This window comes from uncultured Kriegella sp. (genome assembly GCF_963975415.1).
In the GTDB taxonomy this organism is placed as follows: domain Bacteria; phylum Bacteroidota; class Bacteroidia; order Flavobacteriales; family Flavobacteriaceae; genus Kriegella.
Map to the genome: position 1 here is coordinate 71,131 of NZ_CAXBGN010000014.1, position 21,103 is coordinate 92,233.

Consider the following 21,103-nt stretch of genomic DNA (forward strand, 5'->3'; position numbering starts at 1 on the left):
GATTAGCTCTTCAAAAGTAGTACTTTTGAAACTTTCAAAGAAGTATGCTTTTTTACGACGATTACATACAACAATTTTTTTCTACTCCCACAGATGGCATTACATCTATTGCCACAACCCCTTTGGGGTAAGCAGCTATATATCCGTCCGGTTTGCGTATCACCGCAAAAATTGAGTCAGTTCAAATTAATTTTTAGTACATCATGAAGATTTTGAAATTCGGTGGAACTTCGGTCGCCAACGCACAAAATATAACATTGGTCAAAAATATCGTTTCAGACGTAAATGCCGACCAGACTATCGTAGTCGTCTCCGCCTTTGGAGGGGTTACCGATTTATTGCTACAGACAGCTGATTTCGCCAGCGCGCAAGATTTGCGATATAAAAAGGTTCTGAAGGAAATAGAGGACCGACATATCGATACGATAAAGAAGTTAATCCCCATCAACAAGCAGAGCAAAGCTCTGAGCAAAGTAAAGAGCGACCTCAACACACTCGAAACTCTATTGGAAGGAGCATATCTAATCGGTGAGATTACTCCACGCCTCTCCGATAAGATTGTTAGTTACGGAGAATTACTGTCTTCATATAGTATCGCTGAGTTTTTTGCGGAGCAACAGTTAGACGCTGTCTATCTGGATAGCAGGAAGTTCATAAAGACCAACGACCTTAATGGCAAAGCAGTCGTTGACACGAAAACTACCAATAAGCTATGCAAACAGATACTGGGGGAAACAAAAAACAAGATAATCGTAGTTCCGGGCTTTATTGCTTCCTCAATCAACGGTAACTCAACAACTTTAGGTCGTGGCGGTTCTGATTTTACGGCCGCCCTTATTGCCGCGGCCCTCGATGCTGAAGTCCTAGAAATCTGGACCGATGTTAGCGGCATGTATACTGCAAATCCTAAAATTGTAAAACAGGCGCACGCGATACCCCATATATCTTATGAAGAGGCAATGGAACTGTCCCATTTTGGAGCCAAGGTATTGTACCCGCCAACGATTCAACCAGTTTTGACCAAAGGAATTTCCATCCATATAAAAAATACCTTTGATCCCGAGAGTGCCGGAACACTCATCACCAAGAATAAAACGGAAAAAGGAAAAACGGTTCGCGGCATTACCCATGTAGAAAATATCGCCCTATTATCTTTAGAAGGCCCCGGAATGGTGGGTATTCCCGGTATTTCAAAGCGGTTTTTCGAAGTGTTATCGCTTCATGATATCAGTGTGGTTCTTATTACCCAAGCCTCGTCAGAGCATTCTATTTGCGTGGGCATATCGGATAGTGATATCGAAAAAGCAGTGGAAATTGTTAATCTGGCATTCGAATATGAAATCGAGCGTGAAAAGATTTGGCCCGTAATCGCAGAACGTAATCTGGCCATTATTGCCCTCGTTGGAGACAATATGAAAAGTCACCAAGGCCTGAGCGGTAAGATGTTCAGTACCCTAGGAAGGAACAACGTAAACATTCGGGCCATCGCCCAAGGTGCCTCGGAACGGAACATCTCGGCAGTAATAAAAAAAGAAGATGTAAAAAAGGCGCTGAATGCCCTGCACGAAGAGTTTTTTGAGGAAAATATAAAGCAACTCAACCTCTTTGTTATGGGTGTGGGCAATGTAGGTTCTAAATTCCTAAATCAAATTCAACAACAGCGTAAGTATTTAAAAGAAAACCTAAAATTGAATATTAGGGTTATCGGCATCTCGAACTCCCGTAATATGCTTTTCGATGAAGATGGTATTTCTTTGAAAAATTGGGAAGCAGTTTTAAAAAACGGCGAAAAAGCTGACAAAGCCCTGTTTTTTGACAAGATCAATCGACTTAATTATCGCAATAGCATTTTTGTTGATAATACGGCCAGTGACGAAGTTGCTTCTACCTATGCCTCTTATTTAAAGAACAGCATTTCGGTAGTAACCTGCAATAAAATTGCCTGTTCATCAAATTACACCAATTATATCGACTTAAAGAATTTGGCCCGTGAATATAATGCCCCTTTTCTTTTCGAGACCAATGTAGGCGCTGGTCTTCCAATAATAGACACCTTAAAACATTTAATCGCTTCTGGCGATAAGGTTCTAAAAATTCAAGCCGTTTTATCAGGTAGTTTAAACTTTGTTTTTAATAATTTTGATAGCAAAACCACTTTTCACGATGTGGTAAAACAAGCTCAAGAGGAAGGATATACAGAGCCTGACCCAAAAATTGACCTCAGCGGTATCGACGTGATGCGCAAAATTTTAATTTTGGCGAGAGAGAGTGGAAATCAACTAGATATCGAGGATATAGGGAACAAGCCGTTTTTACCCGAAGAGAGTTTGGCCACTACAACGAATGAAGATTTCTTTGACTCCCTAACAAAACACGAGGCCTCTTTTCAGGAAATGTACAAAGCTGCCGCCGATACCGACAGCAAATTAAAATATGTTGCCCAGTTTGAGAATGGAAAAGCAAGTGTGGGACTACAGCATATTCCCAAGGGACATGACTTTTATAATTTGGAAGGCAGTGATAATATTGTGCTCTTTTATACAGAACGCTACCCCAATCAGCCTATGATTATAAAAGGTGCCGGTGCAGGAGCCGATGTCACCGCCTCGGGAATTTTTGCCGATATTATTAGAATCGGGAATTTCTAAACATATGTCAAAAAGCAATAGGAAGCTTATGAACAATCATGAAATACGCCTTTTCAGCCCAGCAACCATAGCCAATATTTCTTGTGGATTTGACGTGCTCGGCGTAGCGCTTGACTCTGTTGGTGATGAAATGATTATACGCAAAGTACCTGAAAGTGGTATACACATCACCAAATTAACAGGGCAAGATTTACCGATGGAAACCGATAAAAATGTGGCTGGAGTAGCGGGACTAGCTTTATTAGCGGCGAGTACTTATGAAGGCGGATTTGAAATAGAAATCTTTAAAAAAATTAAGGCCGGAAGTGGTATCGGAAGCAGCGCGGCAAGTTCTGCAGGTGCTGTTTGGGGCATGAACGAATTATTGGGCAAACCATTTTCGCAATTGGATTTGGTAAAGTTTGCGATGGAAGGCGAACGTTTAGCCAGTGGTGTCGCACATGCCGACAATGTGGCCCCTGCCCTATTCGGCGGTTTTACCTTGGTACGTAGTTACAATCCTTTGGATATAATTCCGATAAACAGTCCCAATGAGTTATGGGCTACCGTGATACACCCACAAATAGAAGTAAAAACATCCGATTCTAGAAAAATATTGAAGACAAAGATTTCTTTGGAGGATGGCATCAAGCAATGGGGCAATGTCGGCGGACTCATCGCAGGGTTGTTTACAAACGACTACGCTTTGATAGGTCGATCTTTAGAAGACCATATTGTTGAACCCATACGCTCTATGTTGATTCCCGAATTTGACAAGGTAAAATCAGAATCCTTGAAGGCAGGAGCCCTTGGTTGTGGCATATCTGGTTCAGGACCTTCTATTTTTGCCTTTAGTAAAGGAGAGGACACAGCACGAAAAGTAGCCCAAGTAATGAAAGAGATATATGGGGAAATAGCTGTGGAAAATGATGTTCACGTGTCTAAAATCAATAGTATGGGAATAAAATTGCTTCAAAACCAACAAGGAAGTATGGGGGTATGAACACCCCACATAAAAAATCTTAGCATAACCATGAACTTTTACAGTCTAAACAAGAAAGCCGCTAACGTATCATTTAAAAACGCGGTTATTAAAGGAATAGCACCCGACCGAGGATTATACTTTCCGGAAAGTATTTCAGCGTTACCCGCATCCTTCTTCGAGAATATTGAAAAGCTATCGACTACTGAAATAGCATTTCAGGCTATTCATCAGTATGTTCAAGATGACCTGCCCGACGCCACTTTAAAAAATATTTTGAAAGAGGTACTCGATTTTGATTTTCCAGTCGTTCAAATTGAAAAAAATGTAGCCACCTTAGAATTGTTTCATGGCCCGACCATGGCCTTTAAAGATGTCGGCGCTCGTTTTATGGCACGCTGTCTAGGGTATTTTTCAGAAAACCAGAACCAAGAAGTAACTGTACTCGTAGCCACATCGGGTGATACTGGTGGAGCCGTAGCCAATGGATTTCTGGGCGTACCTGGAGTGAAAGTGGTCATTCTATACCCAAAAGGAAAAGTTAGTGATATTCAAGAAAGACAACTGACCACACTTGGGCAAAATATTACTGCCTTAAGCGTAGACGGCACTTTTGATGACTGCCAAGAAATGGTAAAAACAGCTTTCTTAGATAAAGAACTGCTTGAGCAAATGCAGCTGACCTCAGCGAATTCTATTAATGTTGCACGATGGCTTCCTCAATTATTCTATTTTCTTTTAGCCTACAAACAAGTAAAATCTAAAGGAAAAGAAATTGTGTTCTCTGTACCCAGCGGCAATTTTGGAAACATCTGCGCAGGAATGGTTGCACAACGGTTAGGCATGCCTGTAAAACATTTTATAGCGTCGACCAATGTCAATGATACCGTGCCTGAATTTATGCGTACACAAAATTACAATCCGAAACCTTCAACGGCGACCATCTCCAACGCTATGGACGTAGGCGACCCTAGTAACTTCATACGCATTCGACATTTATATCAAGATAATTTTGAGGCATTGAACCAAAATCTTTCTTCATTCGCTTTTACCGATGAAGAAACAAAAAAGGCCATGCAGGATATATATAAGGAAAACAACTACATTGCCGACCCGCATGGTGCGGTAGGGTATCTCGGGCTAAAAAAATATCAGTCAGAGCATCACGACACTTTTGGTATCTTTTTAGAGACGGCGCATCCCGTTAAATTCTTGGATATTGTAGAGGAAACCATCGGAAAATCACTTGAAATTCCAGCACAAATTCAAAAGGTGATGGACAAAGAGAAAAAGTTTATCCAAATAAAAGAATATGACGAGCTCAAAACTTTTCTTCTAAGAAACTAATTTAGGGGGTGAACGCCCCCTTTGTTTCCATATTGAAAGTAAGCCATATAAAATCTTATAAAGAAAATGAGAGAGTTTCGCCTTGAATTAATCTCGTTTCTAGTACTCCCTGTTTTTTTTGCAAAACATTACCAACCGCTATTTTTGTATCCTTTATATATTCTATAGCTTTGCCGAGCCTAAAGGTTGAAATATAGCAAAGACCGGTGCCTTTCAAAAATCGACGGCTATCAACCACGAACTTGAAGAGAAAGTAAAAACCATAAACATTCTTTACCTATGAAAAATACCGCCCTCACTGCGACCCACGAAGCTCTTGGTGCCAAAATAGTACCTTTTGCCGGCTATAACATGCCCGTTTCTTACGAGGGTGTAAATGCCGAACATGAAACCGTGCGCAAGGGTGTTGGTGTTTTTGATGTTTCCCATATGGGAGAATTTTTAATCAGTGGCCCCACCGCTTTGGATCTGATACAAAAAGTGACCTCGAACGACGCCTCTAAATTGACCATCGGAAAAGCACAATACAGTTGCTTGCCAAACGAAACGGGCGGCATTGTAGATGATCTTATTGTTTACCGTTTGAAAGAAGACCAATATTTATTAGTAGTAAATGCAGCTAATATTGAAAAAGATTGGAATCACATATCGAAATACAATACTGATTTTAATGCCGATATGCGGAATATCTCGGAAGGCTATTCGCTTTTGGCTATTCAGGGGCCTAAGGCAGTAGAAGCTATGCAGACACTAACCTCTGTTGACCTATCAGCCATCAAGTTCTACAATTTTGTCGTTGCCGATTTTGCCGGAATACCACATGTGATCATTTCGGCAACAGGGTATACTGGATCTGGTGGTTTTGAAATCTACTGCAAAAATGAAGAAGTAAAACAGGTTTGGGACAAGGTATTCGAAGCTGGTGCAGCTCATGGCATAAAGCCCATTGGTCTCGCCGCACGTGACACCCTTCGATTAGAAATGGGGTATTGTCTTTATGGAAATGACATCAACGATGAAACGTCACCTTTAGAAGCGGGTTTGGGTTGGATCACCAAGTTTGCCAAAGATTTTGTCAACAGCGATACCTTGAAAAAGGAAAAAGAACAGGGCCCTAAACGAAAACTTATTGCGTTTGCTTTAGAGGAAAGAGGTATTCCAAGGCATGGTTATAATATTGTTGACCCTCAAGGTGAAAAAATAGGTACGGTTACTTCAGGTACGATGTCTCCCTCGATAGGAAAAGGTATCGGACTCGGCTATGTCCCCGCAAATCTTTCGACAACAGGCACCAAAATAAATGTGCAGATACGCAAGAATTTGGTACCTGCGACCGTTGTAAAACTACCTTTCTATAATGTATGACGATAGACTATCAACTAATTTTGGACCATATAGCCTCTGGCTGTCAATCGACAGAAGATCGAGGCAAGGTGGCAACCTATATTCCAGAACTTGCCAAAGTTGATCGCTATAAATTCGGTATCCATTTGGTGGATGCCCAAAAAAATGATTTTGGAGCTGGTAATTCCACAGAAAAATTTTCTATTCAAAGTATTTCAAAAGTACTGACCCTTGCCAAGGCCATTGCTATGGTTGGCGAAGATTTATGGCGGCGTGTAGATGTGGAGCCTTCAGGTGACCCGTTCAACCATCTATCGCTTTTAGAAATGGAAAATGGTATTCCTAGAAACCCCCTAATCAATGCGGGAGCTATTGTAGTCGCCGATGTATTGGTTACTAAACTTTCAAATCCAAAAGCCGATTTTCTAAAATTCGTAAGAGATTTGTGCAATGACCAGACCATCGATTTTGATAAGACCATCGCAAAATCTGAAAAGGAGACCGGATTCAGAAACTATGCCGCTGCAAATTTGTTGAAATCGTATGGTAATTTAAAGAATGATGTTGAGACGGTATTGGATTTTTACTTTCATCAATGTTCTCTTCAAATGACATGCGAACAATTGACAAAGGTATTTTTTATGTTCATGAACCGAGGTCTTTGTCAACGTGAACAAAAACAACTCACACTAAGACAGGTAAAACGAATTAATTCTATCATGCTTACCTGCGGTTTTTATGATGAAGCAGGAGAGTTTGCCTTTGAGGTGGGCCTACCCGGCAAAAGTGGTGTTGGTGGTGGTATTGTTGCGGTCTTACCCGGGAAATATTGCGTAGCCACCTGGTCCCCCGGACTCAATCCAAAAGGAAACTCAAAATTAGGTATGGAAGCTTTGGAAAAACTGACCACGGCAACCGGTCAATCAATATTTTAACTATTGCAGTCAAAAAAAATACTCATATTAGGTGGAAGCGGGTTTTTAGGAAATGCGCTTTATAAAGAACTCTACAACTATTATGACACTTATGGAACCTATAATTCGGCCCGTCGGGCTTTCGAGAGCAATCAAAAGTTCTTTAAGTACGACATGCACGAGGATGATGTGGTTCAATTGCTTGAAAAGGTAAACCCCCAATATATTATTTCGGCGATACGGGGTAATTTTGCGGCTCAAATACTGGCACACCAACACATTGTCGAATACCTGAAAAAAAGAGACGATTGTAAGCTTTACTTTATTTCTTCCGCCAACGTTTTTGACGCTTATAGCAAATACCCCTCCTATGAAAATGACAAAACACTTTCAGAGAGTGTTTATGGAAGGTTAAAAATAAAGATTGAGAACATGTTGTTGCGTCTGCCCAAAAAGAAAACGACCATTCTTCGCGTACCCATGGTCTTCGGCAATGGCTCTCCACGAATAAAACAGATTAAACAGGCCATTTGGGGGAATGAACCCGTAGAAGTTTTTCCAAATCTGGTTATAAACGTCACCAATGATGACAAATTCACCCAACAAATTCATTATTTAATCAATAGAAATAAAACAGGTGTGTTTCATTTAGGGTGCAATGATTTGGTGCACCATGAAGACTTCATTAGCGAAGTTGTCGATCGCATAGGCCATTTCAATCCTATCTTTAAAAGAATATATACCACCAACGACGAACGGTACCTTGCGGTTCTTCCCAAAGACAATATTCTTCCAAAAAACTTACAATTTAGCAGCCAAGACATTATAGATCATCACATTTCGGGTTAGCTCCGTGTTCATACCGCTAAATTATGAACGCATATCATATCTACCACAGTAGCAGTTCGTAATTTTAGTAACTTTAAAAGATTAAACTTACATGAGTTATGATGGATGACCAGATAGATTTCAGTGGCCTCAAAGCCGTTTATGTCAATTGTACTTTAAAAAAATCTCCTCGACAAAGCCATACACAAGGCTTGATAGACGTTTCACAGCGAATCATGGAAAAAGAAGGCGTATCGGTAGAAACTATTCGGGCCGTTGACTATGAAATTGCTTATGGGGTGCAACCCGATATGACAAAAGAAGGAGCCGATAAAGATGAATGGCCCAAGCTGTTCAAAACAATTTTTGCGGCTGACATTTTAATTTTAGGTACTCCTATTTGGCTGGGTGAGCGTTCGTCAATATGTACAAAGGTAATCGAGCGGCTTTACGCAATGTCTGGAAAACAAAACGACAAAGGACAATATTTGTTCTACGGAAAGGTAGGCGGAACTATAATAACGGGTAATGAAGACGGGGTCAAACATTGCGCTATGGGCATATTGTATGCCTTACAACATTTAGGATATTCTATTCCTCCCCAAGGCGATTGTGGGTGGATCGGTGAAATTGGGCCCGGCCCAAGTTATTTAGACAAGGAATCAAATGCAGCGCAAAACGATTTCACCAACAGAAATACTACATTTATGACATATAATCTGTTACATTTGGCGAAAATTCTAAAAGAGAAAGAAGGCTACCCAAGCCATGGAAATTCAAGAAAAGCTTGGGACACCGGTTCCCGATGGGCATTTGAAAACCCCGAATATAGATAACAACAAATTAAAAATCGATTAGTACAATGGAAAAATTATCAGAACGAACCATAGAAGAACGCCTAGACAAAATTGAGGGCTGGGAATATGTGAACGAGGCAATTGAAACCACGTTCGAATTCAAAGATTTTCGAGAAGCTTTCGCAACAATGACCCACATTGCGTTTGAATGTGAGGTTCAAGGCCATCATCCTGATTGGAACAATGTATATAATACTTTGAACATACGCTTAAGTACACATGACGCAGGGGGAGTAACTGAAAAAGACTTTGTTTTGGCCCACGCCATCGAGAAGATTATTGAAGGTGTATAGCATCCGTTGGCGATACTGCCCCTCTAAAAAATAAATATGACACGCAGCCCATGTTGTTTTTGAGGTGGACATCTCTTTGAAGTCAAAACAAAAACACTGTCAGACAATTAGTTATACCAAAATCAGTAATATCTTGGTACTTACTCGAGTACTGCTCTTTTTCGTTCTTAAATTTTCTTAAATTTGTCCGTATCAATTTAATGCAATAATAGATTATGGGAAGAGCTTTTGAATTTCGAAAAGCACGTAAAATGAAACGATGGGCCGCAATGTCCAAGGCCTTTACTCGTATTGGCAAAGATATTGTTATGGCCGTAAAGGAAGGAGGGCCTGATCCAGATTCCAATTCGAGACTGCGAGCAGTAATACAGAACGCCAAGTCTGTCAACATGCCCAAAGACAATATTGAGCGAGCTATCAAAAGGGCGTCCGATAAAAGTCAGGGCGATTACAAAGAAGTGCTTTTTGAAGGTTATGCACCTCACGGAATTGCGATTCTCATAGAAACGGCAACAGACAACAATACCCGTACGGTAGCCAACATACGTAGTTATTTCAATAAATGTGACGGTAGTCTAGGCACCTCTGGATCTGTTGAGTTCATGTTCGACCACACCTGCAACTTTCGCATTGCAGCTGAGGGTATCGACCCTGAAGAGCTCGAGCTCGAAATGATAGATTTTGGTACCGAAGAGATTTTCGAAGATGAAGACGGGCTGCTAATCTATGCTCCTTTTGAAAGCTTTGGAGCCATTCAGAAAGAATTAGAAAATCGCAGTATAGAAATATTGTCTTCTGGTTTTGAACGCATTCCTCAAGTGACAAAAGAATTAACGGAAGCAGAGGTCGCTGATGTAGAAAAATTGTTGGAAAAAATCGAAGAAGATGATGATGTACAGAACGTATATCATACCATGCAGGAATAAGTAGCATTAAACCTTACACCTACTACTATAACACTGTTTTTCAACAACTCATAAAAAGTTTATATTCCTTTATTTTTGTTTATATTTGATTGGTTTTCGAACTAATATCGAACTAATTAAAATGAACCTTAATTTCTATCTTTCTTCTTACGTCAAGAAAAATGGCACGCAATTGATAAGGCTCAAGATGGAGACCTCTAATAGGGATGTACAATATTTAGATTCAGGAATCTCCGTTAGAAGAACTCAATGGGACGATAAAAGAAAAAAAATCAAGCGTCATCCTATAGAGGAAAAATTAAACACCAGTTTAAACACCCTTTTACTTTCACTTCAGAAACTGTATTATGAAAATGAGGGCATTTCAGCGAAAAGACTTCTTTTCCTTTACAAAAATGCCCAAAAGTACGACTCCAGTTCCTTCTTGGATTTCTATCAACAGATAGTGGATGAGGCCAGACTAAAAGGAAAAATACGTACGGCCAATACCCAGCAGAAGTATATAAAAAAGTTGAAGGAGTTTGCAAATCACGTTTCATTTTCAGATTTATCAGTTCAGTTTGCTAAAGATTATGAACAATGGATGCTTGAGAAAGGAAACAAAGTAAATACAGTTGCCTCCAACTTTAAATCGCTATATGCGGTTCTGAATAAGGCAGTTGCCATTGGCATCATCAAAATAAACCCAATAAAAGGTTATCAAATTGTTACCGAGAATACGGAGAAAGAATCCCTTACATTCGATGAAATCAAAAAGCTTTCAGATTTAGAAATTCCAGCGCATCACAAAGGGATGTCTAAGGCTAGGGATATGTTTTTATTTTCTTTTTTTACCGCCGGCATGCGCTTCTCCGACGTATGCCGACTCAAATGGGAAAATATCATCGGGAATGAGATTGTCTACACCATGGGAAAATCTAAAACTCGTGCCGGTGCGAAAAGAACTTTGCCAGTTACCCCTAAGGCAATCGATATAATAGAGAAATACAAAGGTAAGGATGAAACGTTCGTCTTCCCTCCACTCTATGGTATGGAAGACAAATCGGCCGAAGAAATTGAACATCGACTATATATTTCAAACAACGCTGCCAACCGATCATTGAGAATTGCGTGTAAAAAAGCAGGCATTAAAAAAGGGGTGAGTATGCATATGGCCAAACATTCTTTTGCAGATTTCGCGGTAAAATCCAATACTGGAATATTGATGATTTCTAAACTATTGGGTCATACCAAATTATCAACAACCCAGCATTATTTAAAAGATTTCTATCACAAAGAGGAAGCGGAAGAAATGAATCGATTGTTTGGTTAGCCGGCGATTCATCGTAGTCAATTTACGCTGCTCATTCATAAAAATCATCAATTAACACAACCATTTATTCTAAAATTAGAAGCTTCTACCTCTTTGAAAACCTTTAAGGACATTTATATTCAAAACACTTTTCCAAAAGGTGCACTCTATAAAGAATTTAATATTTATTCAAGCAGGCTGATAACCGATGAAAGAATTGTACCCTAGTTAATGCTCTAACGTGTGCCATAATTGTGCTAAGTCGCGTAGATATTATAAGTCCATTTGACCGAAATGGGTGGCACCATTACTCCGAAATAACCACCAGTTCCCAAATATTAAATGTGCTAAGGCAACAAATCTTTAAATTCGTCAATTTTATCCTGAACAAAAATCATATATAATTTTTCTATTTCTGGAACCTTGGAAAGCACGTCTGATAGGCTAAATTGAGCCATATCTACATTGGTTAATTTATTTATGTCTTTACAAATTGACTTTAATTCTTCAAAATCAAATTTGGATTCGTTATCGGCGTTGTTAATTAAATGATCGCTCAATTTATCAATCCTTAGCTCTATTTCACGCCCAACATCGGTTAAGACTCCCTTTTGAATGTTGCTAAAATAATTTTGAACTATGCCGTTACCAATTTCATCAACATTCTCAAAACTTAATTTAATCTGTTCTAGGTGTGTATCTAAATATTGCAGAGTAGCTATCGTTTGATAACATTCCTCATATAGTTTGATTTCCGGTATTATATCGTTCCAAAAGAAAATATCCTTTTCTCTTAGAAATTCTTTGTTTGTGTCCTTTGGGATATTAAATATTTCAAATAAGCTTGTAAACTCATAGCCCTCATTAACTTTGGTTTGAATATAACTTAGTTTTGAAGTAGAAACTTCAAAAAACTTGTCATGGATCGGTTTACCGTCGACTAGCTGAACAAGAGTTACAGTCTCAAATTTCAGGGATAAAATTAGGTTTTTCAAAGATGAATGATGGGTTGAACCGAAGATTGTTAAAATCAAATCGACGAAGGACCAAACCGCATCCATTGAATTTTCAATAGTTACGTTCAACAAAAAGATTAAATTTTTGTTATCAGTGTCTGTAATCAGTTCGCCGTAAAGATTCGAACCTGAAAAGTGATTCCTAGTCTCTTTCAATATTCGTTTTCTTAAATCCAAAATAGTTTTTTCAAATCTCAATCGAGCTGATTTCAAAATACTTGGTTGGTATCTATGGGGAGAATAAAGAAATGCTTTCCAAATGGTTATATGAGTTAATAACAAATTCTTCTCCTTTTCTGCAAGAGTTAGCAATTCTTTTGAGTCATAGTACTTTTCAAACTTGTCGGCAAGTTCTTCTTGAAAAGCTACTTGGTTTTTGAAAGAATCACTCAAAATAACTTCGGTTAAGTTTCGCAGGTTTTCGTTTTCTATTTCTGCACCTTTGCCATTAAGTCTTTTTAACGAATTTGAAATTTCCTCATAAGAACGATTAATATAGTTGCTTATACTAGTAAAAAAGTCCCTTTTTATTGAGGTGAAATTTCTATATTTAAAAGCACTGTACGCAACCTTGACGTTTTTGTAGTCTTCTTTCTTTTTTATGTCGTCACCTAAATAACACCACTTATCCGCAACACTTTTTGGCAGTTTTTGATTTTCCACTTCTGATAATGGCTGCTTTATTAAAGATTCATTTTCTATTAAGAACTTAAGACCATTATTTTCGTTTTTAAAGTACATAACAATGCCCTTTCTGAACTCTAATAAAGCATTGTAATGTATTCTTCTGTCATCAAGTATTTTCTCTATGTATTCTTCCCAATTCTCCGTTCTGTATTGATAATCAACAAAATTGATAATCAAACGATTTAACCCGGTAAGAAAATGAAGGGGTAAATTTTCGATGGAAATGTTTTTTGAGGTAGGATCATGGTCTGAAACCATACCCGTAGGGTTGTAACCAATTCCATTAATTTGAAACTTATTTCTATCTGGAAAAGCTTGTCTCAACATATTTAATATCCTAGTTGTACTTTCATGAAATATGTTTGAAGAATCAATTAGGTTTTCAAAATCAACATCAATTATCCCGCCGTCTGAAAATTGTTTGTTTTCCAGCTTATTATCATGATAAGCTGTTGTTAAGTCAAAAAAGAATTTAGACGATATTTCTTTCCCATTATCAGTAAAAAATGGAATGTTAAAGAGTTTTCGGAAATTGGCTATGAAGATTTCCTCTATTTTAATCTTTAATTCCACTTTATCAATGAAATAGTTATATGATTTTAAACCTAAAAGGAATAAAGATTTAATCTCTATATCTACTGTCCCACGTTCAAAAAATTCTAGTAAGTCATTTTCCTTAAGTGGTATGGTAGTTTGTAGTTTTAGATGCCCGAGCCAAAACAATAACTCACCGAGATTTTTATAATCATCCACTTCCGTCGGCGTTATGTCAATTTGACTGTAATTTTGCAGCCAAGAGTTACAATACTTAAAAACCTCATCTTTTGGTGTTAGTCGCGCGGTTAACCTCTCTATTTGTGCCTTCCTTTTATTAGGGCCTTCATGATTCTTGTGGAGAATATCAAGCAAATCAAGTTGGGATTTTGATGTCAGCATCTCAGTGAAATCCACAAAAACAAATATCCACCAAGCACCTTTCAAAAGTGTATATGCATCTTCGAATACCTCTTGGTTTGTAATCAAAGTATAATCATGAGCTCCTTTCCATAATAAAGAGTTAAAAGAATTAAGGAATCCCGCCCAGGATTTGAAATCAATTATACTTAGCCATTGTATGGAATCTTCAACCGCATAGCCATTCATGTAACTATTCAATAAGAACTTATGCAAATCATCTTCGTCAATTATATTCAATAAATTACTGATATACTGGTTTTTATCATCGAAATCATTATTTTCAATTAAAATATCGTACAAAAGCTTAGATCGGATTGGGTGCAGACCGGTTAGAAATTTCTTGTTTCTTGAGTATTTTAATAGATATTCCTTTTCCAACAATTGCACGTATGAATTGGAAAGGGTTCTATCTATTTTTAGAAATTTCAGAAGCTCTAGATAGTCAAGTTTAGCGCCATACGTATCAGCAATGCACACATATTTTAAAATCTTTAGTTCATCAACCTTTTTCTCTTTCTCCAGCCGACGTACTTGATTGTCTAACCTAATTCTTAGTGTATCTCCTTCATTAATTAGATAAACGTATTCCAACAACATTTCGCCCATCCCAAATTCTAGCCAGGAGTCTTCAAAATCGGTAAACTTCAAATCAGTCCGATACGAGGAAAGAGAATCATATATCACCTTGGCTTCGTTTCTGTTAAAAACCAGTTCAATGTCCTGGAATTCATAGTCCTCGCCTAAGACCACCCTATTCCAATCTTCTTGGCGGATTGTGATTAAAAAGTTGACGTTTTCTTTATTTGAAAGCTCTCTTAAAATGCTGTTCCAATTGTTGTTTTGAGGTTCTACATCAATATAGACAGTAATGGGGAAGTTTAACCCTTTACTCATTGCCTCAAGAGTATTCAAAGTCTGATAAACCTCGTTTTCGTTCTTGGAAAGTCTAAGCTCGTATACAGCATTTGATTCTAAATAATCATGTATGTATCTATAGGCTAATGTACTTTTTCCTTGACCTGAAGCTCCGTGTATAAAAACAATATTACTCCTATGAAATGCAATTTTTATCAAGTCCAATTGTTCTTCCCGAACTACATCCAAATCAGCAAGAATATGCTCATATTTAGCAGAAATCCCATAGTAAAATGTCTTCTTCAGAGTTTGGACATCTTCATCTAAAAGATTTTTTAGGGTAATTGGATGTATGGATTTACCAAATTGATTTTGAAAAGATTTTTGTTCACTTATAAATTGGCCAATTCTATTTAGATTACTTACAAAATCCTTACCCAGGATATCCCTTTGATTTTCGCCAGAACGGTAAATCCAAAATAATAAAAGTTCTAAAGCAATACTAGGGTCGGTAAAAACATTGAACTCTTTTAAACGTTGTAAAACCTGAGAGGTTAAATGCTCTTCATTTACTAATTCTGGTAGTTGATAGGTATCAAGTATTCTCTTGATAGTTTCATCCTTAAATCTCTTCTTCTTTAATTTTTTTGCAAGAATTTTATCATTCTTCAATTCTTCACTTACGCTTCCGAAGGAGACAATCTTAATTTTTACGCCATTACTCTTAGCCGATAACTTAGATGCTCGTTTGAAAAACGAATCACTCGCTGTAAACAAATCAGAAAAACTTAAGTTTCCGCTTTTATTTTTTATTTGGACAGACTCCACATATTCTCTTTGGTTGTCTAGTATGTCAATATCTTCATACCCCCCTTCGATTCGAAAAACGTAGCCCTTATCATAGTCGACAAGTATTCTGTATAGTGAGTATAGAAATTGTGTCCTGTATCCTTTTAATGCCGAAGTAGCTCCCATATTTTATTAATATACGCTTTGGATAAAAGTATAAGAAAGAGCTCTAATTTTACAAGACTGCTCTTAAAATACAAAAAACAGGTACAAGTACATTTATAGTCATTCCCAAGTGAACTTATAATCACGACAATGCTTCAGGCCTTTGAGTATAGAGGTTCATTACCCAATTGGGTTGATTTTAACTTTCCAAAACTTTCGAGTTCCAAAAACTTTGACTTAAAAAGTTTAGAAGGAATTTTCATTTTTAAAAGATTGTGAAAATTCTCATCGTGTGTAGAGAGAATGATTTGCTTTTTATTATTTACAACAATACTTCTCAATAAGTCTATGGTAGAAAGTACATTTATGCTATCCATAGATTGAATTGGGTCATCGATAAATATACAGTCATAAGTTTTTGAATTAAGTGCAGAAGCCAGAAAGATGCTAAGACTCAAAATATTTATCTGGGCTGAACTGAAATATAAATTCGGGATAAGACTATTTTCATCATTCTCTTCTGTCCCACCTTTCACGTAAACATCGAGACTTGGGCTATCACCACTAAAAGTTGCGATAAACTTAACATTTTTGAACGTTGGGTGAGGGTCAATCTTCCCGTAAATTTCATTGATTAAATCTTCGTAAAAGAAGTCCTTAATTCTTTGGTCCAAATGATTTTTGGTTTTCTCAATTTCAGCATTTAGAGATTTGCGCACATTATCGTGCAAAAATTTCAGTTCCTTTTGTGTATTGGCCAAATCTAATTTTGCCTGCTCGGATTGTAAATATGGCAGAATGTTTTCAGAGTAGCCTTTAAGTTTATTTACCTCGATTACGTATTGCTCGTGCTGGCTTATCTTTTCTTTTGTTTCAGTTTCCTGGGTTTTTAGGGAACTATTGAGCGTTTCATTCGTTAGGCTACTTGTTTTTATTAGAAGATTATCTTCAAGATGGTTTTGATAAGCCCCAACACGGGATTCCAAATCCTGAAGTTTTTTCTCTACTTCATTTAAATTTTCCTTGAGTTGTTCTTCGTTAAGTTTTTTGAGTTTTTCATCGAGCGTTTTTATCTCTTTTTTTAGAGTTGAAAGAGCTTCATCTAACTCTTTGGATTCATCCTTGGTTTTTTGGATCTTGGCACTAACAAAATCAATTATTTGTTCTTCACCCTGGTCGTTGATATCCAACCACTGGGCAACTTCATTATAATCTTTATCATTTGCTAAATCATTGATTTCGGAATTCAATAGTTCTATCTTCTCTGAAAGTTCAATCTTCTCAGATTCTAATTTTTGATGTGCTTCTTTGGTTTTTTTGATTTGTTCTTCACCAGATGCTTTGGAAGTCTGTACAACCTCTATTTCTGCTTTAAGCTTTTTCTGGTAGGCATCTATGGATTCATCTTGAAAATTTGATTTTAAGTCGAGAAGCCTCTCATTTTCTGCATTTAGATGCTTTGTTAGCTCATCGAGAACACGTTCTTCACTTTCCTTTGTTTCTTCAGCACGTTTTAGTCGATTTTGTAAATCGGCCAACTTATTTACGTAAAACTGCTTGATGTTTTCGTATAGCTTATCTGCTGTACCTACATTTTCATTTATTTCCGATTGTTTTTTTGAGCGCTCATCCAGTAAGGTTTTTATAGAGGTAGAAAGCGCATTGTTGTTTAATATTCTATCTGCCAGAGCTTGATAATTATCATAGGTTTGTTCGCAGAGCGGGCAAGTGTCGGTTTCCTGCTGGTTCACAATGGCAAGACCAGAAGCAATAAACTCATTAAGGGATTTATTGAGTGATTCTTGCGAATCGATGTTCTCTTGTATTGACTCTAACTCTTTCTTAAACCCCAACCTTAGTGCTTCCAAAGTTTCAAGCTGTTTCAGGTTCTTTATCTGTTCTTGATTCTTACCAAGGCTTGTTTCCGAATATTGACCCAAATCAAATTCTTGGATAACCTTTTCAAGTTCATCAATCTCTTCCTCAAGCTTAGAATATGCAGTTTGCGATTTAGAAACTTTTTTGTGCTGAGGCTCAATTTTTTCTTTTAAAGACTTAATTGAAGTTACAAGCGACTCAAGGTTGTTTTTAAGTTCAGGGATTTTGGCTAATTGCTCATTGATTTTCAAACGCTGCCTTTCAAACCTCTTGTTGGCACTTTCAGCCTCTATGACCTTCCTATTGCTCTCTTCAATATAGGTTTGAAGTTTCTTTAATTTTTCCTGATGTTGGTTTTTGACCTCATTTTTCGACGTGATTTTTGAAAGTGTATCGTTATAAGCGGGAATCAAATTCTGGATAACTTCAAGTGCTTTTAACCGTGTCAAAATTTCAGCCTTTGATTTTTCCTTTTGCTTTATTTCATTAGCGGTAGCTTCGAGTTTTTTGAAATCCAGCAGATTTTCATTTATTACAATTTGTTGCTTAACCGTATTTGCCAAGTTCTCTATAGCTTCAAAGTACTGCTTACGAGAAAGGAAATCGGTATCGCCATTCTGTGCCAATCGAATGTGCGACAGTAATTTTTTTAATTTTTTAAACTCGGTATCGTCTGTAATTCTATCCGTTAGAGCATCCCGAAAATCTGTTACTTGCTTTTTGGTAGTCGTAATCTCAATTACATCAAGTCTTTCATTGAACTCAAAATTGTTGATAACAGCTATTTGGTTATTAACGGTAGCCAACAAGTCTTTATCAGAGGTTTCCGTAATCCTGCCCTTAAATTCTTTTATGTCTTTTTCAAGAACATCAATCTTTTTATTATTAGCACCCGAAAGTGCAATGACATTTTGGTAGTACAAATCGACCTCGCTGAGGCCTGGATTACTTTCCATAAATTTTTTATAGCGAATCTGTCCGTCAGCCTCTTTTAAAAATCTTGCAATCCATTCTTGCGAAAGAATTACTCTTGCAAAATTCTTATCATCCTTACTATTAGAGCTGGCATCGTTTGCACGTTGTTTAGCGACTTTAAGGCGGTTTTCTTTGTAAACATTATTCTCTGAGTCAAGGATTTTTACCCAAGTCTCATTCGTGGAATTCCGGTTTTTAAAAAGTGATATTTGCCCAGACGTAAGACGTCGCATTGTCCTAAGCGATTTCTCGGTATTTTTTGTGACCCAGAATCGCCCCACATAATCTGTCACAGCCCACTCAACGGCATCATAAAACGATGTTTTGCCAAAACCATTGGGTGCAAAAAGCGAAACAAAATCCGCAGTTTCACCATCTTCGGTCACAAAATTAAAGTTGGCATCTTCTGGACGGTCATAAATCCTAAAACCTGATATTTCTACTGAATTGAATTTCATTCTTCTTCCTCTCTAAATTTAGTGATTAACTCATCATACGCAAGATTTAATTGTTCTGGCAAAATGTTCTTTTTCTTAATTCTTTTATCTTTCAAGACATCGTAAATTATGGGGTCGTATAAGAAATCAACGGACTCACTTCTAATTACATCAGCTTCTAAGGTCAGCTCATTGTTGACGTGTTTCTTAATTAGAGCTTCTTGTGACAGAGAGGCATCTTCAACAATTTTTCGGCTGGAAAAGGTGTTGTTCTCTATGGTATATTTTAAATCAATATCTTCAATAGCTTGCGACGTTAAAAAGAACAGATAGATATTCCATTTTTCAAAACTTGTTTCAAGATGATTTTGATAATTCAATGCTATATTATTTGTTATAGCTTTCCAGTTTTCTAACAAGAATTTTTCATCGGGTATTTTAAGAAAAATACAATGGGTTATACCCTTCTCTAATTCCACAGTAGTAACTTCAACTGTGGTCTCAGAAAAATCATTTTTGAATATTTCCCTTATATCACGGTAAGAGTCTTTCATATAATTCTTTTAATAAAGGATAACACTCTACTGGTTTCATATCAACAAATTTTTCATCAAGGTCCAGTGCTGCATCTTCCTTAAATGTTGCTATATTGGTATATTTAAAACGGTCAAATGGAAAATCAAGTGTTTCAGCAATATTTATAGCGTCAGAAGCAAAAGCTTCGTTTTGTACTTTCGCAAATTCTCTGCGTGCTGATGATATGTTTGGCACTATATCACACAAATCGAGTACACCCTTGGTAACCGCACTCTGCCTTTTTTGATTTGAAGCAAAAATCACAAGTCCACCATCAGCTAAATCAGTATAATCAACTTTCCATAGGTCTTGTAAATGCTCATCCAAAAAATCCTTATCGGTATTGGAATAAAAAAACCTGATGTTTTGGGTAAGTGCATCTAAGTCTTCGGCATTATGTAGTTTATCTTTAGCGATATTCAAAATCACCAACAGCTCTAACCAAAAAGTCCATACTTTTTTGCGACGAAGCTCAACATTGTCTTTACAATTAACCAAAAGACGTTCGTCACCCATAAAGCTCTTAAGACCCAAAGGTGTTAAATCACTTTGTCGAATTAGTTCAGCTTTTGCCGTGAGAAGGTCTGAAAGTGCAGCTTCTTCCTTGTGTATTGGTGCTGAGCCCATTTGAAAAGTGTCGCCAATAAGTGAAACAAATGATTTGAGAAAAACCGGCAGCAACTCTACCAGTTTTCCAGCAGCATTATAAATTTCAACTATATCTTCATAGTATCTTATAGGAACAAATCCGATTTCACCTAAAGATAAATCAACATTAGTGGCCATCCTACTTTGTATTCCTGTTATAAAAACATTTGATTTGCCATCAACAGCCATAATACCACCACCTGAACAGCCTTGGATTTCATCTCTTGTTAAATTATGGTTACTTAACTCAGCAACATCAAAAAAATCACCAGATTGTTTAAATCTTGTAACTGCAAATGTTGCAACGGTATTACCTAATGTATCTTGGTGACTTAGTCTTCCTGGAAATCCGCTTAGGTAGAATTCGTTTTGTGGGCACTTTTTTCTGATATGAATATTATCAAAACCTGCACGATATGTTATTTTCAAAATTGCCGCATCAGAATTCTGATGAGGAAAGAAATTTTCTTCAAAGCAAATAGTGAATGTTTCCGAATGAACATTCCACTTATTGCCATCAAAATCCAAAAAAGTTAACGGTATTTCTGCACCATCACTTAAATATTCTAATTCATCAGTCTCTTCGTTTTTATTTTGAAAAAGGTGCTTTGCGGTTAATATATAAGTGTATTCGTCATCCATAGGCTGAAACACGCACCCACTTCCAGAACCTACCTTTACAGTATGTTTTTTTAAATCATTGATGCTCAT

General features: G+C 37.3%; 14 protein-coding genes. 10 read left to right on the forward strand and 4 right to left on the reverse strand.

Features of this window, described 5'->3' with window-relative positions; translation table 11 throughout:
* The first annotated feature begins 203 nt into the window (after positions 1-203).
* The 10 genes from thrA (at position 204) to AACZ88_RS21415 (ending at position 11,430) form a co-directional block, all read left to right on the forward strand.
* Complete coding sequence (thrA, locus tag AACZ88_RS21370; protein ID WP_339715010.1) at positions 204-2,648, forward strand: bifunctional aspartate kinase/homoserine dehydrogenase I; 2,445 nt, start codon at positions 204-206, stop codon at positions 2,646-2,648.
* Between the two features lie 28 nt (positions 2,649-2,676).
* Entirely contained in the window at positions 2,677-3,630 is a 954-nt protein-coding gene (locus AACZ88_RS21375; protein ID WP_339715013.1) for a homoserine kinase, read from the forward strand.
* Between the two features lie 30 nt (positions 3,631-3,660).
* Positions 3,661-4,956, forward strand: coding sequence for a threonine synthase (gene thrC, locus AACZ88_RS21380; RefSeq protein WP_339715016.1), 1,296 nt, complete (start codon positions 3,661-3,663; stop codon positions 4,954-4,956).
* 279 nt (positions 4,957-5,235) lie between these two features.
* Positions 5,236-6,321 carry a glycine cleavage system aminomethyltransferase GcvT gene (gene gcvT, locus AACZ88_RS21385; RefSeq protein ID WP_339715018.1) on the forward strand — a complete coding sequence of 362 codons (1,086 nt, stop codon included), beginning with the start codon at positions 5,236-5,238 and terminating at the stop codon, positions 6,319-6,321.
* A complete protein-coding gene (locus AACZ88_RS21390) occupies positions 6,318-7,235 on the forward strand; it encodes a glutaminase (RefSeq protein ID WP_339715021.1) in 918 nt (305 codons plus the stop codon). The genes gcvT and AACZ88_RS21390 overlap by 4 nt, the downstream gene beginning before the upstream one ends.
* A gap of 3 nt (positions 7,236-7,238) precedes the next feature.
* A complete protein-coding gene (locus tag AACZ88_RS21395; RefSeq protein WP_339715024.1) occupies positions 7,239-8,063 on the forward strand; it encodes a sugar nucleotide-binding protein in 825 nt (274 codons plus the stop codon).
* Between the two features lie 101 nt (positions 8,064-8,164).
* Positions 8,165-8,878, forward strand: coding sequence for an NAD(P)H-dependent oxidoreductase (locus tag AACZ88_RS21400; RefSeq protein WP_339715129.1), 714 nt, complete (start codon positions 8,165-8,167; stop codon positions 8,876-8,878).
* A gap of 26 nt (positions 8,879-8,904) precedes the next feature.
* Positions 8,905-9,192, forward strand: coding sequence for a 4a-hydroxytetrahydrobiopterin dehydratase (locus tag AACZ88_RS21405; RefSeq protein ID WP_339715027.1), 288 nt, complete (start codon positions 8,905-8,907; stop codon positions 9,190-9,192).
* 215 nt (positions 9,193-9,407) lie between these two features.
* Complete coding sequence (locus AACZ88_RS21410) at positions 9,408-10,118, forward strand: YebC/PmpR family DNA-binding transcriptional regulator (protein WP_339715030.1); 711 nt, start codon at positions 9,408-9,410, stop codon at positions 10,116-10,118.
* A gap of 121 nt (positions 10,119-10,239) precedes the next feature.
* Entirely contained in the window at positions 10,240-11,430 is a 1,191-nt protein-coding gene (locus AACZ88_RS21415; RefSeq protein ID WP_109649978.1) for a site-specific integrase, read from the forward strand.
* 326 nt (positions 11,431-11,756) lie between these two features.
* Here AACZ88_RS21415 and AACZ88_RS21420 read toward each other — a convergent pair whose 3' ends face one another.
* The 4 genes from AACZ88_RS21420 to AACZ88_RS21435 form a co-directional block, all read right to left on the reverse strand.
* Positions 11,757-15,899 (reverse strand): ATP-binding protein, encoded by a 4,143-nt coding sequence (locus AACZ88_RS21420; RefSeq protein ID WP_109649977.1) that lies wholly within the window; start codon positions 15,897-15,899, stop codon positions 11,757-11,759.
* A gap of 134 nt (positions 15,900-16,033) precedes the next feature.
* Positions 16,034-19,189 (reverse strand): AAA family ATPase, encoded by a 3,156-nt coding sequence (locus tag AACZ88_RS21425; RefSeq protein ID WP_109649976.1) that lies wholly within the window; start codon positions 19,187-19,189, stop codon positions 16,034-16,036.
* Positions 19,186-19,722 carry an ABC-three component system middle component 1 gene (locus tag AACZ88_RS21430; protein ID WP_109649975.1) on the reverse strand — a complete coding sequence of 179 codons (537 nt, stop codon included), beginning with the start codon at positions 19,720-19,722 and terminating at the stop codon, positions 19,186-19,188. Before AACZ88_RS21430 ends, AACZ88_RS21425 begins: the two co-directional genes overlap by 4 nt.
* Complete coding sequence (locus AACZ88_RS21435; RefSeq protein WP_109649974.1) at positions 19,703-21,103, reverse strand: ABC-three component system protein; 1,401 nt, start codon at positions 21,101-21,103, stop codon at positions 19,703-19,705. The genes AACZ88_RS21430 and AACZ88_RS21435 overlap by 20 nt, the downstream gene beginning before the upstream one ends.